This window comes from Phycisphaerae bacterium (genome assembly GCA_035275405.1).
GTDB lineage: Bacteria > Planctomycetota > Phycisphaerae > UBA1845 > UTPLA1 > DATEMU01.
In genome coordinates this window covers 306,823-323,550 of record DATEMU010000007.1, presented here as the reverse complement: position 1 = coordinate 323,550, position 16,728 = coordinate 306,823, and the positions used below count along the sequence as shown (strand labels likewise).

The 16,728-nt window shown below is 61.4% G+C and carries 14 protein-coding genes; 8 read left to right on the top strand and 6 right to left on the bottom strand.

Annotated features, from left to right (window positions below; all coding sequences use genetic code 11):
• Positions 1-39: 39 nt before the first annotated feature.
• The 5 genes from VJZ71_10545 to VJZ71_10525 all read left to right on the top strand — a co-directional run bounded on the left by VJZ71_10545 (position 40) and on the right by VJZ71_10525 (position 4,921).
• Positions 40-537 (top strand): transposase, encoded by a 498-nt coding sequence (locus tag VJZ71_10545; GenBank protein HKQ48498.1) that lies wholly within the window; start codon positions 40-42, stop codon positions 535-537.
• A 171-nt stretch (positions 538-708) separates the two neighbouring features.
• Positions 709-1,926, top strand: coding sequence for a threonine synthase (gene thrC / locus VJZ71_10540; protein ID HKQ48497.1), 1,218 nt, complete (start codon positions 709-711; stop codon positions 1,924-1,926).
• Between the two features lie 150 nt (positions 1,927-2,076).
• Positions 2,077-2,370, top strand: coding sequence for an endonuclease domain-containing protein (locus tag VJZ71_10535; GenBank protein HKQ48496.1), 294 nt, complete (start codon positions 2,077-2,079; stop codon positions 2,368-2,370).
• A gap of 831 nt (positions 2,371-3,201) precedes the next feature.
• The gene (locus tag VJZ71_10530) at positions 3,202-4,650 is read left to right on the top strand and encodes a pyridoxal-phosphate dependent enzyme (protein ID HKQ48495.1); all 1,449 of its coding nucleotides are present in this window, start codon (positions 3,202-3,204) and stop codon (positions 4,648-4,650) included.
• A 76-nt stretch (positions 4,651-4,726) separates the two neighbouring features.
• The gene (locus tag VJZ71_10525) at positions 4,727-4,921 is read left to right on the top strand and encodes a hypothetical protein (protein ID HKQ48494.1); all 195 of its coding nucleotides are present in this window, start codon (positions 4,727-4,729) and stop codon (positions 4,919-4,921) included.
• Positions 4,922-5,155: 234 nt separating this feature from the next.
• Here VJZ71_10525 and VJZ71_10520 read toward each other — a convergent pair whose 3' ends face one another.
• The 4 genes from VJZ71_10520 to VJZ71_10505 form a co-directional block, all read right to left on the bottom strand.
• Positions 5,156-5,737: a MarR family transcriptional regulator gene (locus VJZ71_10520; GenBank protein HKQ48493.1), complete on the bottom strand. Its 582-nt coding sequence runs from the start codon at positions 5,735-5,737 to the stop codon at positions 5,156-5,158.
• A 96-nt stretch (positions 5,738-5,833) separates the two neighbouring features.
• On the bottom strand, positions 5,834-6,571 hold the full coding sequence (locus VJZ71_10515) for a DedA family protein (GenBank protein ID HKQ48492.1): 738 nt from the start codon (positions 6,569-6,571) through the stop codon (positions 5,834-5,836).
• A gap of 58 nt (positions 6,572-6,629) precedes the next feature.
• On the bottom strand, positions 6,630-7,412 hold the full coding sequence (locus VJZ71_10510; GenBank protein HKQ48491.1) for a hypothetical protein: 783 nt from the start codon (positions 7,410-7,412) through the stop codon (positions 6,630-6,632).
• 41 nt (positions 7,413-7,453) lie between these two features.
• Positions 7,454-8,380: a ParB/RepB/Spo0J family partition protein gene (locus VJZ71_10505; protein HKQ48490.1), complete on the bottom strand. Its 927-nt coding sequence runs from the start codon at positions 8,378-8,380 to the stop codon at positions 7,454-7,456.
• A gap of 247 nt (positions 8,381-8,627) precedes the next feature.
• On the opposite strand from VJZ71_10505, the gene VJZ71_10500 reads away from it, so the two are divergent.
• Both VJZ71_10500 and VJZ71_10495 read left to right on the top strand, forming a co-directional pair.
• Entirely contained in the window at positions 8,628-9,092 is a 465-nt protein-coding gene (locus VJZ71_10500; GenBank protein ID HKQ48489.1) for a hypothetical protein, read from the top strand.
• Positions 9,093-9,229: 137 nt separating this feature from the next.
• A complete protein-coding gene (locus VJZ71_10495; GenBank protein ID HKQ48488.1) occupies positions 9,230-9,565 on the top strand; it encodes a hypothetical protein in 336 nt (111 codons plus the stop codon).
• An 81-nt stretch (positions 9,566-9,646) separates the two neighbouring features.
• On the opposite strand, the gene VJZ71_10490 is transcribed toward VJZ71_10495, so the two are convergent.
• Together VJZ71_10490 and VJZ71_10485 are read right to left on the bottom strand one after the other, a co-directional pair.
• A complete protein-coding gene (locus VJZ71_10490; protein ID HKQ48487.1) occupies positions 9,647-11,878 on the bottom strand; it encodes a thiamine pyrophosphate-dependent enzyme in 2,232 nt (743 codons plus the stop codon).
• Between the two features lie 58 nt (positions 11,879-11,936).
• Positions 11,937-14,471, bottom strand: coding sequence for a protein-disulfide reductase DsbD domain-containing protein (locus VJZ71_10485; protein ID HKQ48486.1), 2,535 nt, complete (start codon positions 14,469-14,471; stop codon positions 11,937-11,939).
• 665 nt (positions 14,472-15,136) lie between these two features.
• Between VJZ71_10485 and rny the strand changes: the two genes are divergently transcribed.
• Positions 15,137-16,723 carry a ribonuclease Y gene (rny, locus tag VJZ71_10480; GenBank protein HKQ48485.1) on the top strand — a complete coding sequence of 529 codons (1,587 nt, stop codon included), beginning with the start codon at positions 15,137-15,139 and terminating at the stop codon, positions 16,721-16,723.
• Positions 16,724-16,728: the final 5 nt, after the last annotated feature.

The following is a 16,728-nucleotide window of genomic DNA, read 5'->3' as shown; positions in this document are numbered from 1 at the left end:
CTGCGGCGCCAGCCGCTAATATCATAAGGAGGCCGTTACTTGGAGCGCCAAGACCGTCGGAAGATCGAAGACCTCCGCACTCACGGTCGTTCCCGCGCCGTCCGATGGGACCGATACAACTATCGCGACGACGCTGTCATCCACATTACGAACTGCGCCGATCGCGGCGCGCCCTTCTCAGACGCCGGTGTCGCGAAAATGACCGCCGACAGCGTGATCCGATGCTGTGAGCTGCGCATGTACAGATTGTTCGGATTCTGCCTGATGCCGGATCATTTGCACACGCTGTTATCGCCCGGCGATTCGGGCTGTCCGCTGGCCCAATGGTTAGACGCGTTCAAGAGCTTCACCGGCCATGAATTCGTCAAACTGGGCGGAGTGCCACCATTATGGCAGCGATCCTGTTACGATCATGTCTGTCGGGACGGCGAGACCGCAGAGAATGTGATGCGCTATATTGTCAATAACCCCGTTCGCAAGGGCCTTGTCGAAGATTGGCGCGATTGGCCTTGGACGCGGGTCTTTATCGAGATTTGAGTAGCGTCCGCCGTCCCGGCGGACGCCGACGGCGAAGGTGCTCACGAACATGAACTGGCGTCGAGCGCATCGTCATGACGCCGCCGCCCTCTTCGGCCCCCGGGACGGGGGCCGCTACGAAGCCGAGACGGGACCGCGACATCAATCCGTACTCGCGCGTATCATGTTCCTATGTCCTACGTCTCCCGCCTCACCTGCATCGTCTGCGGCAAGGAAAGTCCGCCGCCCAAATCCGCCGGCACCTGCCCGGCCTGTAACGACGCCTTCGCCATTCTCGACATCGAATACGACATGGCCCGCGTCGCCAAGAGCCTGACGCCCGCGGCGATGGAAAACCGCCCGCGGAATCACTGGCGGTACTACGAGCTGCTACCGATCGAGCCGAACGAGGAGGCCTTCGCCTGGCCGGTCGGCTGGACGCCGATCATGGAGACGCCGCGCCTCGCCGACTGGGCCGGCTGCAAACGCCTTCGCGTCAAGGACGATGGCAAGAACCCCACGTCCAGCTTCAAGGACCGCGCGTCCTCCGTCGGCGTCCTCCACGCCCTGCAGGCCAAGGCGACGCGGATCGCCTGCGCCTCCACCGGCAACGCCGCCAGCAGCCTCGCCGGTTACGCCGCCATGGCCGGCATGCCCGCGACGATCTTCGTGCCACAGCGCGCCCCCGAGCCGAAGGTCGCGCAGCTTCTCATCTACGGCGCCGATGTCCGCCGCGTCCGCGGCACCTACGCCCAGGCCTACGACCTGTGCAGCGCTGAGTGCGCGAAAAATGGCTGGTACAACCGCAACTGCGCGATCAATCCGTACCTCGTCGAAGGCAAAAAAACCTGCGGTCTGGAGATCGCCGAGCAGACTGCCGGCAACGAACCCGACTGGGTCGCCATCGGCGTCGGCGATGGCTGCACCATCGCCGGTCTCGCCAAGGGGCTGATGCAAATGAAGCAGCTCGGCTTTATCACGCGCGTACCGCGCGTCCTCGGCGTGCAGGCGGCGGGAATGGACCCGGTCGCGCGGGCCTTCGAAACCGGCGAGCTGCCGAAGGACTTCACTGGCCAGACCATCGCCGACAGCATCGACGTCCCCGTCCCGCGCAACTGGCGCAAGGCGGTCAAGTTTGTAAAGGAAACGAACGGCGCTTACGTCCGCGTGACCGACGAGCAGATCACCGACGCCATGAAATCCGCCGGTCGCCTCGCGGGCATCTTCGCCGAACCCGCCGCCGCCGCCGCCATCGCCGGCGTAAAGCAGGCCGTCGCCCAGGGCGTAATCCCCCGCACCGCCGACGTCCTCGCCGTCGTGACCGGCAATGGTCTGAAAGACATCAAAACGGCTATGTCGATCGCGGGCTCGCCGACGGAAGTCGAGCCGCTCGCCCCCTCTCCCTCTTAGGGAGAGGGCCGGGGTGAGGGTTTGATTACGAGTGGTGCAAGAAAATGGAACGACGCATCCCTATACACATGACGAACCGAGCCCGCAATCTTCGAAAGGAAGGCCACGTATTGTGAGCGTTTACTGTGGAAACACCTTCGCTCACGCGAAATGGACGGTTTGAAGTTCCGGCGACAGCACGTCATCGACTTCTTCGTCGTGGACTTCTATTGCGCCGAGGCGAAACTGGTCGTCGAAGTGGACGGGCCGACGCACGAACGCACTGAGGACGCCGAACGAGACGCGTACCTCCGAGCGCTGGGCTACCAGGTAATTCGGTTCATGAATGATGATGTATTGAAAGGAAAGAGATACGTAATCGACCGGATTTGGGACTGCGCGATGAAGCGCCGCGCTTGTTCCAACCCTCACCCTAGCCCTCTCCCTCGAAGGGAGAGGGAATAGCCCGTCAGGTCGTCTTACTTCGCCCAAAAATCCGGCATGCTCCTGACGGCGCGCTGCCCGCGAAGGCGAAAAACATTACGCACCAGAGCACGAAAAACCCGTTCTTCACCCAATCCGAATAGGGCGTCCCCTTAAGGAGACATGACGATAGGATCATCATCGCACCCAGGAGGGCCGATGAGATCAGCAAACCCGCGGTCCAGCTTCTCGTCGTCTTAAACATGGCGTCGTACCGACTTTCTTCGTAGAATAACAAGTCTATTTCGATGTAGCCGAGGCTACGCCTATCATTCTGAAACGGAGTGAGCTTGCGGCGCTTTCGTTTCGACCAGATCAATATCTGCTGGCGGAACTCTGATCAATGAGCAATTGGCTGCCAACGAAAGAGACTGTTTGCCCGTCATGCGGCGGAAAGAACAACGCATTTCACAAATCCAAGGGTACGCTCGAAGACAAACTCACGCTCTGCGCCGTACGGGTTTGCCGAGATTGCGGAACCATCTTCGAGCCCCCTGCCCATCCGGGATGGGCGATCACCGCCTTAGTGCTGGGTGCCGGGATGCTCGTGATCGTGCTATCCGATAAGGTGCCGACGATTTATCGCGCACTCGCTCCGCTCTCTCTCGGCCGCCTCTTGAGAGAATGCTTCTTTATGATGTGTTTGCTTGTGTTCGGGATCCAGATATTCATTATTGGGTGGAGAGGATTTCGACGCAAAGTAGCAAGGATCGTTCGGTAGCATCCAGCAATCACGGGCCCCGGATTTCGCTCGTCCCTTTTCAAGTCACCCCAATCCCGGTCTAATCGTGGGGTTAGCCTAGGATCAACCGTATGCAAATCAACGAAACCATCCTCAAAAAAACCATCGCCCGCTGCAAAGAGCGCGGCGTCATCATCCCCACCTTCGCCCAGATGCGCGACTCCGCCAAGGTCCCGCAGAAGATCAAGGACCGCCTCAAGTCCGTCGGCCTCTGGGACATCGACCCCGTCAACCTCTTCCGCATCACCTGGAAAAACGAGCCCGTCGAAAAGGGGGGCCTCTTTAACAACGGCAACTGGATCGAGTTCCCCTCGTCGCTGACCGGCGTGCCCGCGCGGATCGTCGGCATCGTCGGCAAGTGGTTTCCCACCGGCGCGCACAAAGTCGGCGCGGCCTTCGGCTGCATCGTCCCCCGCCTCGTCTCCGGTCAGTTCGACATCACGTCGCAAAAGGCTGTCTGGCCGAGCACGGGCAACTACTGTCGCGGCGGAGCATTCGACTGCGCCCTGCTCGGCTGCCACGCCGTCGGCATCCTGCCCGAGGAAATGAGCCGCGAGCGCTTCGACTGGCTGCACCAGATCGGCGCGGAAGTGATTGCCACGCCCGGCTGCGAATCCAACGTCAAGGAAATCTACGACAAGTGCTGGGAGATCCGCCGCACGCGGCCCGACTGTGTCATCTTCAACCAGTTCGAGGAGTTCGGCAACGCCTGTTGGCACTACCACGTGACGGGAGCTATCGTCGAAGAGATCTTCCGCAAACTCGCCGCCCCGAACGGCCGCCTCGCCGCCTACATCTCCGCGACCGGCTCGGCCGGCACGATCGCCGCCGGCGATTACTTGCGCACCAAGTTCCCGCACCTCCGCGTCGTCGCCACCGAGGCCCTGCAATGCCCGACGCTCCTGCAATGCGGATTCGGCGGACATCGCATCGAAGGCATCGGCGACAAGCACATCCCCTGGGTACACAACGTCCGCAACACCGACGTCGTCGCCGCGATCGACGACGAGGCCTGCATCAGCCTGATGCGGCTCTTCAACGAACCCGCCGGTCAGGCCCTGCTTGCCAGCGAAGGTGTCCCTGACACGACGATCAAACAACTGCCCCTCGTTGGCATCTCCGGCATCTGCAACGTCATCGCCGCGATCAAGACGGCCAAGATGTTCGATCTGGACGGCCGCGACGTGATCGTGACACCGCTGACTGACTCGATGGATCTTTATAAGAGTCGCATCGAGGAACAGCAATCCGCCCACGGGAAATACACGGAACTCCTCGCCGCGAAGCACTTCGCCCGCTACCTGCAAGGCGCCGCCGTCGAGTACATCCGCGAGCTGACGTACAACGATCGCAAGACGCTGCACAACTTCAAGTACTTCACGTGGGTCGAGCAGCAGCAAAAAAGCGTGGACGACCTCCGCCGCCTCTGGGATCCCGACTTCTGGACCGAGCAGTTTTCGCAGGTTGCCGAATGGGACCGGCAGATCGAGCAATTTAACAAGGAGACCGGCCTCGCGTAGGGCGGGCTCCGCCCGCCGTCCATTGTCACCGCGCCGAATCGGCGGGCAGAACCCGCCCTACAACAAGGAAGACATCATGCAAGTACGATTCGATTGCCCCGCCTGCAAAAAATCGCACGTCCTCGACATGCCGGAGACGACGATCCACATGACCTGTTCGCAAACCGGTAAGCACCTGAAGCTCCGCCTGGGCCTCGGCGGCGACGTCAAAGCCCAGATCGTCAGCGAATCCGGCGCGGAAGAGGAAAAAGAGGAAGAGGCCCCCGCCTGATTCCGGAGGTGAGTCACTGATACGCCTCGGTGACAGGAAGTCCGCACTCCGGACATCGAGCGCTGACATTGCCGGTGAGATTGTATCCGCACTTGCGGCAGGTCCCGGGATCACGTCGCGCGTTTCGATCCTGCAAAACCGCAACCAATAGTAATACGACCGCCACGGCGAGAATCGTGAAAGCGGGTCCTATTCCGAATAGAAAAAAGCTCTGGACCCAGTTCATTAGCCCAATTACCCCGCGATCTTCATCATCAATCCACTGATCCGGTCCATGCCCCGCGGTCCGACCTTGAGCAGCAAGTCCACCGTCCGCGCGATCACGAGCAGAAAGTCATTCATCGCATCCAGCCGTTCAATGTACGCCCGGGCTTGCGGCGACTTCGCGCCCTTCGTCGCCGAAAACTCCTTCGCCGCAAGTTCCCGGCAGCGGCGGATTGTCTCGACGATCGGCTCCACTTCGCGGCGCTTGCGCTGCCGAATGATCGTCTCGAACATCTGCCACACGTCCGTCAGCGCCGTGAAATACTCCTTTCGATCGCCGCGGATGTGGATGCGCTGGATCAGCCCCCAATCCACCAGCGAACGCAGGTTCATCGACGCGTTGCCCCGCGAGACCTGCAACAGCGCCATGACGTCGTCCGTACAGACCGGCTCGGTTGAGACGTACATCAGGGCATGGATCTCCGCCATCGTGCGGTTGATCCCCCAGTAGCTGGACATCTCGCCCCAGCGGCGGATGAACAGGGCCTGCGACTCCTCCAGCTTCCGCAGCGGGGTGGGGGCAGCCGGTCGTTCCAGGGTCCGGGCGGCCATGGGGCGCACCTCCTATCGAAGTTTCAATTATCTCTGAAAATAATATATCATCGGAAGTGATGAAATGCAAGCCGGCGCCGCGTTCCGGCTCGGCGATCAGCTAACGATGTGCGTCGTTTTCGGGCGCTCGGCCGCCTCCGGCGCCGGTCCCGCCGCAGGCCCTTCAGGACGCAGCGGCGCGGAGTGGATCAATCCCGAGAGCGCCTCGGGTGTCAGGTCGGCCTCGGCCTCATGACCCTTCTTGCTCAGGTTGTGCCGCCACTCGTAGATTCCCCATACCACCATCGCCAATACCAGCAGTCCCACGACGCCGGCCGTCCCGAAGCGCGTCGCCAGGAAAATCTCCTCCAGGTGCTTGCTGAACTTCGCGCCCACCCACACCCACACGGGGACGGAAATCAGCGCCGCCGTGCCGTCCATCAGCGCAAACTTCCAATACGGTACGCGAAACACTCCCGCGATCAGGAACAAGACCGCGCGAATTCCCGGCATGAACCGCGCCGCGAAAATCACCTTGGCGCCGTGATTCACAAAGAGCCGCCGCGCCTTCTCAATCAGCCACGGCTTGGCGATCCGCCGCAACCAGCGATGCTCGACGATGTGATCGCCGTATCGACGCCCCATCGAAAAAAGCAGCGAGTCCCCGACCATCACGCCCACCAGGCCGGTCAGGATCATCAGCCACAGATCAGCCTTGCCCTTGTAAACGAGCCAGCCGGAGGCAATGAGCGGGATATCCTCGGGAAGCGGGATGCCCAGACCGGCGGCGATCAGAATGAGAAAGAGGCCGAGATAGGACCACTTGCCGAGAAAAGTTACGAAGAATCCATCCACAAGAAACCCCGGCCGTTAACCTATTCTGCTCATATTTCGCGATGGTCAATGCTGCGAATCATTCACGCCCAGCCGCCATCGCCTTCAACGATCCGCCGGATTCGCTCTTCGACAGCGCGGCGGTCGCCCGCGCGCGAACCGTCGCATTGGGGTCTTGCTGCAGCAACTCCAACCAATTTACTCGATAAGGTCCGCCGACGGTATTGACGTAACCCACCAGCCAGACGCGCCGTTCGGGCGGTAGACTCGCCAGCCGTTCGCGCATGCGCTGGAGCCCCGGCTCACCCAGTAAGAACAGCCCAGCACACACTTGATCGATAACGGCTTCCACGACCTGACCAGACTCCGCGCCTTCAAGACATTTTCCAAGAACGTCCGCGGCATGTTCCGGCGGCTGAAGACCGGCCAAAGCGCGCACGGCATCGCCGGCCACGCTTTCCCGGCCGTCGCGCCGCAATTCAAACAGCGCCCGGCTGATCCGCGGATTGTCCAGGAACGCGCGCGACACTTCGATCGCCGCGCACAGTTGCCGTTCGGAGGTCGCGCTGGCCAGGGTTCGACGAAGTTCCGGCAAAACGTACTCCGCGAGCTTCGGCCGCTCCTTCAACTGCGTGCAACGGTCTTCGAGTTCTTCCGGCGTGCGGTTTTCGAGCGACTCAATGAACGCGCGGACCTTGCTCTTCGTTTCATAGCGCTGATACGCCTTGTAAATAAGAAAGACGCCGGACCCCGCGATCGAAACCGTAAGCAGGCACGCCGACGCAGAAACTAAAAGGTGTCCCCAAATTCCCCCTGGCCGGCCGCTCGCCTGGCCCGGATCCTTCGAACCTGAATTGACCAAGGCGAATTTCTCCGTGAGGGCTTGTCACCCCCTGCCCGTCGTCAGGCGGATTCCTGCGAAACGCCCAACAACGCCACCAGCCGATCGAAGTCTTCCAAGCCGTAGTATTCTAACGTCAGACGGCCGGTGTGCCGTTTCCGGCCCTCCTTGATGGTAACGCGCCGTGCTAACACCTTAGTAAGTCGTTCCTCCATATCCCGCACCGTCGGCCGAGCGTCACTACTTGAGACGGCGGGCGGTTTCGCGCCACTGCTGCGCTTGCCGCTGATCGCCGTCTCCACCTGCCGGACGGACCAGCCCTCGCGACAGCATTGTTGAGCGAGCCGTCTGCGGATATTAGGGTCTTTTGATCCAAGCAATGCCTTGGCGTGGCCTATTCCGAGATCACCGGAGGCCACCAAGGTCAAGATGTCTTCTCCTAACTCTAGTATTCGTATATAGTTAGAAACTGTCGCCCGATCCTCACCCATGCGCTCGCCGATGGCCTCGTGCGACAGACCGTAACGATCCTGCATGGTTCGGTAGGCCTTGGCGCGATCCACTGCATTAAGGTCAGCGCGGTGGATGTTCTCAATCAATGCCAGTTCCAGTAGGTCCTCATCGCGAACACCGCGGACGATGGCCGGAATAGTCTCCAGCCCAGCGATTGCCGCTGCCCGAAGGCGCCGCTCCCCAGCAACCAACTCGTACCCACCTTCCGCAGGTCGAACTACCACAGGCTGGAGCGCGCCGCGAGACTTTATTGAGGCCGCCAGCGAGGCCAAGGCTCCATCGTCGAACGAACGACGAGGTTGCATGGGGTTCGGTCGGATCTGATCAACTCGCAAGGACGCCAGGCGGTGATGTTGCTGTTGATCGATAGGCGCGATCGGCGGAGTAATCGTCCGTGCTTCCTGGGTTGGTTGCTGCTCCATTGGCGCAACAAGCGAAGCCAGTCCTCTCCCTAATCGTTTGATCTCTTTGGACATTATGACCATCCTTGGCAGAAAGTGACGCGGTCTGGGACTCCTGATGCAATGCATATTACCGCTAGCTAAATCAGCGATCAAGCAAGCAACTGTTCCACGTGGAACATGCTCAATTCAGTTCAGTAGGAGATCGCGTTCCACGTGGAACAATACATGTATATTATAATCAGACTCTTTTTATCTGTTTTCCGGCCTCCGTTGATGGAAAGTTATACGTCGATATCCCCTTAGTGACGCTCTGCCATCAATGGCCGTTGGTAATTGCTGCGGCCAATCTCGCTACTTGGGGAGTGACTATCGCCTCAACCGGAACCGCCTGGCAGACGGCTGGTACAAGCTGTGGAGGAATATCCCGTTGAGCGAGATCTGCACGATGTCAGCCAAAAAGCCCGGGGAAGGGGCCACGGTCATTAAACCAAGCCGCCGTCCGAGCCGGATGCCCGTCTTCACGCCTGGACGGGCAGCGTTGTGGCCCGCGTCCCTCTCGATTCTGGCGGCCCTTCTTTTCGGAGGCTGCAACGACCCCTATTCGCAGCGACGAATCGCCATGCGGCGCGAACACCTCCATCAGACCGCGACGGACGTTGCCGACCGGGAACGCGACGGCGTCCGCCGCGTCCGCGAGGCCGACGAGACGCTGAAAAAGTGGTGGAAGCGGGACGTGGAGGATTTCGAGCGCCGCGCGCCGACCGTCGGCGATTATTTCTGGTAGGCGACTTGGTGCCACGATAGTGGCACTCAATGATCGCCCACGGTTTCCAGGGGCCCTTGTCATTCCGGCCCTCCGTGGTCTGGACGCGTGGCGGCTCTTCCCCTATCATTCCGCCGTAGTCCTCCGGAGGGCGGCCCATGCTTCAGTGCAGCGAATGCGAATTCTTCGAACGCGGCCCCAACGGTCAGCTCACCTTCAAGTGCGATCCCTTCAGCACGATCAAGGAGCCCGAGTGCCTCGCCAAGTGGCAGCTCCTCCGCTCCGCCGAACTCGGCCAGAAGGTCGACCGCATGATCGCGGCGTACGAAGCCACACTGGCGATCTACAAGCGCTTGCAACCGCTGCAGGAAAAGATGTTCCGCCACATGGAGCGGGAGATCGACGAGGTGGAAGAGGGCGACGCGTGGAAGTATGACGAGGATGATGAGGACGAGGCGGCAGATGGGCCGGAAGATCCGGACAAACCTTTTTAGTAGGCAGACTTCAATACGTCATCGTAGCCGCTGATTTCGTTGGGACGCTCGAATCGGGGAGGGGGCGGATTCTCGAGTTCTCTACGCAAGCCCGCGAGCCGCTTCGACAATGTCCGCATCCTGCGGCAGGACCAGATTCGCCGCGGGGCCGAGGGGGATGTACGTATCCTCGCCGACGACGCGGGCGATTTGAACATCGCCCCCGCATCGCTCAACGATGATCGTCACAATGCCTTCGCCCACGCCGCCGGAGCGGCGGCCTTCGTCGACGACCAGCACCTTGCCGCACTCGCGCGCATGTTTCGTAATGAGGTCCGCATTCAGTGGGCTCAGCCATCTCAGATCAACCACGCGGGCGGCCATATTGTGCTTTTCGCGCAATGTTTTCGCGGCCCGCAGCGACATCAATACGCCGTTGCCGAACGTGATAATCGCCAGATCGCGGGCGTCCTCGTGATAGACGCGGCCCTCTCCGAGCGCGATGGACTGGTCGGGCGAAGGATAGGGAAATTGCCATTGACCGTCGCCGTCGGCATACAAGTCCTTGGTCATGTACAGGGCGATCGGTTCCAGAAACGCGACCACTCGGCCGTCGATTTTCGCCAGTGCAGCGCAAGTGCGGATCATCATCGCCGCATCATCTCCGCGTGATGGGCAGGCGAGGATCAGTCCCGGAATATCGCGCAGCGCCGCGATGCTGTTGTCGTTGTGAAAGTGCCCGCCGAAGCCTTTTTGATAAGAGAGCGACGCAATCCGCACGACCATCGGGTTGCGGTACTGGTTATTCGAGAAGAATTGCAGCGAACACGCCTCACCGCGAATCTGATCGCAGGCGTTGTGAAAGTACGCCAGGTACTGAATCTCCGGAAACGGCAGCAGCCCCATGTTGGCAAAACCCTGGGCCAGCCCGAAGATCGTCTGCTCGTCGAGCAGTGTGTTGAAACACCGCGCCGCCTTGAACTTTTTGAACAGCCCCGCCGTGACGTAATAAACGCCGCCCTTGTAGCCCACATCCTCGCCGAAGACGACCATCTCCGGATACTTGAGCATGAGGTCAAAGAGCGCCGCGTTGATCTGCACAGCCAGGTGCCGCGGCTCCAGCTTCTCCGGCAATTTGTCCTCGCCGCCGAAACACTCGACGCGCCGGGCATGTTCCACCGTTCGCGCCGCCTCGCGTTTCACCTCGTCCGCGTGATACGGCGCGAGCGGCGCCATGATCTCCTCGGCGCTCGACAGCCGTGGTCGCGTGACGACCTTATCGGCCGCCGCCTTGACCCGCGCCCGCAGCTTTTCGTACTGGTCGAGGATGTCATTCGGCCGCATCAGACCGGCATGCAGGACCAGCTTGGCCGATTGAAGCAGCGGATCAAGCGCCTCGGCGGCGGCGATCTCTTCAAGCGTGTGATAGGCCGGTTCAAAATCCGTCCCCGCATGGCCCAGCATCCGCACGACCTTCAGGTGCAGGAAGACCGGCGCGCGATAAGCGCGGCAATACTCGACGGCCTTCGCGACGACGGCGTGACCCTCGACCAGATCGAGCCCGTTCGCCTGAAAATACGTCAGCCCAGGTCGCTTCGAGAAATTCGCCTCCACCCAGCCCGTCGGCGAGCGGACGGAAATGCCGATCCCGTTGTCTTCGCAGACCAGCAGGACCGGACAGGGCAGCTTTTGAAACGCCGCCCAGGCCGCCGCATTGAACGCCCCCAAGGCCGTGGAGTGGTTCGTGCTCGCATCGCCGAAACTGCACACCACGATGCTGTCGTCCGGTATCGGCAGCGTCACGCCCAGGTGCCGCGCGCGGTGTATCGCGACCGCCGTGCCGACCGCCTTCGGAATCTGGCTGGCGATGGTGCTCGTCTGCGGAAGCACCCACAGCGGCACGCTGCCCCAGACCTTGTGCCGGCCGCCGGCGATGGGGTCCTCGGCGCTGGCCGCCTGCGACAGCACGGTGTCATAGATCATGTCGATCTCGGGCACCTTCCGGGCCCGCTCGACCATGAACGCGCCGCTGCGGTAGTGCAGGAACGCCGGGTCGGTGTGCCGCGTCAGCCGCGCGACCAGGGCATTCCCCTCGTGACCCGCCGAACCGATCGTGTAGAAGGCGGCGTTTCGAGCGCGCAGCTCCCGCGCAATCAAGTCCAAATGCCGCGCGGCCATCTGCGATTCAAAGAGTTCGACCAGATCGCGGCCGGTCAGCGCCGCGCCCGGAGCGAGCAGGTCGTTCGGCCCCATCGGCTCGGCCGGCGATTCCTTCCAGCCGCTGACAAAGGCAGCGAAGTTCTTGTCGACAATCTCGGCGCGGTTGAAGGACATACTCCGCGCAAGTAAACGCCAAAATGTAAAAAAGTCAAAACGGCGAAATGAAGATGTGTTATGGCTTGACCGCCACTTGCACGCGACTCCGGCCTGCACGGCGGAGGGCCTCAATCAGGTCCGTCTGCGTGATCACCTCCGGCAGGATCTCGGGCTTGTCCACGTCGTTCGGGCGATAGACGACGAAGACCGGCACGCCGCCGCGCTGAAAGCGCTCCAGGTCCTCCTTGATCTCCTTGACGGGCAGCGTGTAGTCGGCCGTATAGGGGATCACATTCAATTCCTTCATGACCGCCATCACGTCCGGCCGTTCGATCGCCGTCTTGAGCATCACCTTGCAGTTCGCGCACCAGTCGGCGGTATAGTCGATGAAAACCGTATAGCCGTTGCGCACGTCCTCCAGGGCGCGGTCGCGCTTGTAATGCTGCCAGGGAATGCCCTTCGACCAATCCAGATTTCGCTGGGTCAGGTTGAGCCCCTTCTGGCCCGCTTGGCGATAGAGTTGACCGTCGGCCATCAATTCCCTGTTCTCTATCTGCTGCGCAATCAGGTCATCGATGCTGTGGAAAATTCGAAACGGCAGTAGCCAACCCAATAGCACAATCGTCAGCGCCAATCCGTAGAGCTTGACTCTCTTCGCCGTCGGAGCGCCGAATTCGATCTTCCCCTTGATCCACGCCGCCATGGCCACGGTCAACAGGAAGATCATCGCAAGCAGGACGCCTTCGCCGCCGATCTGGCCGCGGAGGGGATTGAGCAACCAAATGACCGTGCCCAGGAGTAGAAATCCCATCAGGTATTCAAACGTGGTCATCCACGGCCCGGCCCTGGGAACAAAGCGCAACCAGCCGGGATTGGCGGCCAGCACCATGAACGGCAGCGCCATGCCGACGCCGACCGCGACAAAGATGAACCCGCCCTGCGTTGGCGAAAATTTGCTCGCCGCGCCGATGGCGGCACTGAGAAAAGGCGCAGTGCAGGCCGTGCCCAGAAACGTCGCGAGAAGACCCGTAACAAATGCGGACAGAAAGCCCTCGCCTTCGGCTTTTTCGTCCAGCTTGTTGATGATCTTTGGCGGGAAAATCATAAAGACTTCAAACAAGCTCAATGCGAAAGCCGTGACAATCGCGGCGAGTCCGATGACTACCTGCGGCTTCTGAAACTGCTCGCCCCAGCCAAGCTGCTTGTTGGTCTGCCAAAACAGAAGGCCGATGACGCTAAAGAAAACCATGATGCCCGCGGAGTACGTCATGCCGAGCCAGAATACTCGCGCGCGATGTTCGTGCGCCTGCCGGACGAACGACAGAATCTTGAGCGAGATCACCGGCAGCACGCACGGCATGAGATTGAGCACGAACCCGCCGATGACCGCTACCAAGAGCGCACCCAAATAGCCGAATCCGAGCAGCCAGTTCTGCGCGCGAGTCAGGATATTCTGCGAGGGCAGTACCGCGTCGGCGCCATTGGAAACGGGCTCCGGTTCCAGTTGATCGGTCACCGCAATCGGAACGGGCGGGGCCACGATCACCGCGGCCGTCGGCGCCGGCCCTCCCTCCATCTGCACCGGGATCGCGATCTCGATATGCTGCGGCGGGAAGCAAGTGCCCGACTCGTTGCAAATCTGGTATTGAAAAACCCCGCGAATCCAGCGCGGCGCCGTGTTCGCGTCCTCCGCGACGGTGACGGGAATCGTCAGCTTCACCTCCCCGTCATATTCGCTGAGCTTGCCCAGTCCCGGCGCGCCGGGATCGGTTCGCTCGCGCCCCGGCGGGTACACTACCTCGCCGATCTCCAGCCCGTCCGTCGGTTCCAGAAACAACACCGCCGGAATCAATTCCTTGCTCAAAGGCTTGTTCGATTGCATGTGATGACCGGCCGCCACCTCGGCGACCAGGCTCGCGGTGAACGTGTCGCCCGGCTTGACGCGCGGCTTGTCCGTTCGATCGGACAGCTTGACGTGTTTCGCCTTCTCGATCGGAAGTGGAAAGCGCCGCGCCGCGCGTCCAAACATCTCCGCATTCGCCGACTCGATCTTCGAGCCCGTAGAAACGACGGGCAACACCAACGAGACCTCCACGTCTCCCGGGATACACTCCTTCTTGCACGCCAGATAGGACACCTTCGCCTTGAACAGCGCGTCCTTGCCGGGCGCCGCAGACGTCGGCACTCGAACGGGCGTCACCAGCAAGGCTTCGCCTTCGAGGATGAAGGACGTCTCGTTCAACTCGGAGTCGAAGGATCGCTTCGGAACAGGAAACTGCGTCCGACCGAAGCTAAAACCCGCCGGGCCGGACCAATCGATGGTCGTGGGCAGGCCGGTCAGCCCCCCCGGCCCCCGCCAGTAAACGTGCCAGTCCTTGTCCGGGGTCAGCGAAATCAACAGGTTGACGACCTCACCCGGGGCCGCCGCCGTTCGATCCGCGAACGCCTGGACCGCGACATTGGCGTCTTTCTTGATGGCGCTGGTAGGCCCCGCTGCAGCCGATTCGCCTGAGGCCGCGGCGACCATCACTAGCGCTGAAACGAGTGCGTGCCTGAGCCGCCGACCGCACAGGTCCCCTCTCCGCCGTTCCTTTTTTCCCGAAAAAGTCACTGCCTCATCCACATAACCAGGTCCGGGCATTCCTTGACGAGTTTTGATGCCCGCTTATACTCCAACGTAACAGGGGCGTATTGGTACGCTCCCTTTAAGATAAATGGCTTGTCCGGCTTTGTCGCGGGCCTGAATCCCTTGATTTCGGCCATCCGCCCGAAGGACGGTGCGACCTTGATCCGGCGGCACAAAAGGGTATTTGGCATTCTGGCGAATCGACCGCGAATCGAGGTCAACGGGATCCCTCGGCCATCCGGCCTTGGACAATCCCGACTCCTCTTGTCGCGAGGATTATGACCGCGGGCCGGTCGTCGTCGTGTCGGCGAAGTAACAGTTGTCGTCGTTTCAGCCTGCGGCATAAACCCGCTGCTCAAACGATCTTATATGCAGGATTCCTGGTTTTCCGTTGAACATCTTCATTATCTTCCGGATCGCTGGGATCATTCGTTGACACGGGTCTAGACGACGCAAGCGGGCCTCCACCGGTCACCTGACCGGCTTCGTATACGCCATCTCCCTATATCCGCCGCCGCTCATACGGTTCTCGGACGAGCAAATCTGTGTGACCCCGCGCCTATCGACCCCCCGGACAATAGTCCGGCTCGGGCCGAAGCGCTTCGTGTGAGTGTTCGTAGTGATGAACGCGTTACGAAAGGATATGAATCATGGGACCTGTCATTGTCGCACAGGTCTCGACCGGGCTGACCTTCGTCTTCGTCATCTTGGCATTGGCGGCAGGGGCCGGGGCCGTTTACGCGGCGCTGGCGCTGACCGCCAAGGGCAAGAAATCGACCGCCGAGCAAGAGGCGGCGAGGATCAAGCAGCTAGCCCAGGACGAGGCCAATCGCATCAAATTGAAGGCCGAGATGGACGCCAAGGCCACGTTCCTGGCGCGGCAGGAAGAGTTCGACAAGCAGTCGGCCGTCACGCGCAATGAGATTCGCGAGGCGGAGAAGCGCCTCGACAAGCGCGAGGACCAGCTCGAACGCAAGCTGGAGACCTTGGGCATCAAAGAACGCAACATCGAAAAAGGCGAGGCCGCCATCCGGGAGCGCCAGGCCCAGATCGACAAAAAGACCCAGGAAGTCGAAGAGCTGGTGACAAAGCGGCGCAACGAATTGCTCCGCGTCGCGCAGCTCTCGATGGATGAGGCGAAAAAGCAGCTCTTCGACCGGCTCGAAAACGACCTCGAGCACGAGTGCGCCCAGATCATCGACAAGCGCGTCTCTGACGCGCAGGACGAGGCCGAGAACCGCTCCCGCGAGGTCGTCGTCACCGCCATCCAGCGCTACGCCGCCGCGCACACCTCCGCCTCGACCGTCAGCACCATCGACATCCCCTCCGACGAGATGAAGGGCCGCGTCATCGGCCGCGAAGGTCGCAACATCCGCGCCTTCGAAAAAGCGACCGGCGTGGACATCATCGTCGACGACACTCCCGGCGTGATCGAGGTGACCAGCTTCGACCCCGTCAAGCGCGAGATCGCCAAGCAGGCCATGAACAAGCTCCTCCACGACGGCCGCATCCACCCGACTCGGATCGAGGAAGTCGTCCTCGAAATCCAGGGCAACATGGAGAAGGAACTCGTCGAGCTGGGCAAGAAGGCCTCCATCGAAGCCAACGTCCCCGGTCTCAACAAAAAGATCATCGACCTGCTCGGCCGACTGCAATTCCGCACCAGCTACGGTCAGAACGTCCTGCGCCATTCCATCGAAGTCGCCTACCTCTGCCAGGTCATGGCCGACGAACTCGGCCTCGACGGCGCGCTGGCCCGCCGCTGCGGCCTCCTCCACGACATCGGCAAGGCCGTGGACCACGAAGTCGAGGGCGGTCACCCCGCCATCGGCGAGGAAATCTGCCGCAAGTTCAACGAACGGCCCGAAGTCCTCAACGCCATCGCCGGTCACCACGGCGACGTGCCCTCGACGAGCCCCTACACGCCGCTCGTCGCCGCCGCCGACGCCATCAGCGCCGCCCGCCCCGGCAGCCGCCGCGAGTCCATGGAGCGCTACATCAAGCGCCTGGAGCAGCTCGAAGGCATCGCCACCGGTTTCAACGGCGTGCGGCAGGCCTACGCGATCCAAGCCGGCCGCGAGGTCCGCGTCATCGTCGACGCCGACAACGTCGACGACGCCAACGCCATGCGCATCGCCCGCGAAATCGCCCAGAAGGTCGAATCCGACATGACCTACCCCGGCGAGGTGAAAGTCACCGTCCTCCGCGAAGTCCGCGCGGTCGAATACGCGCGCTGATCTTC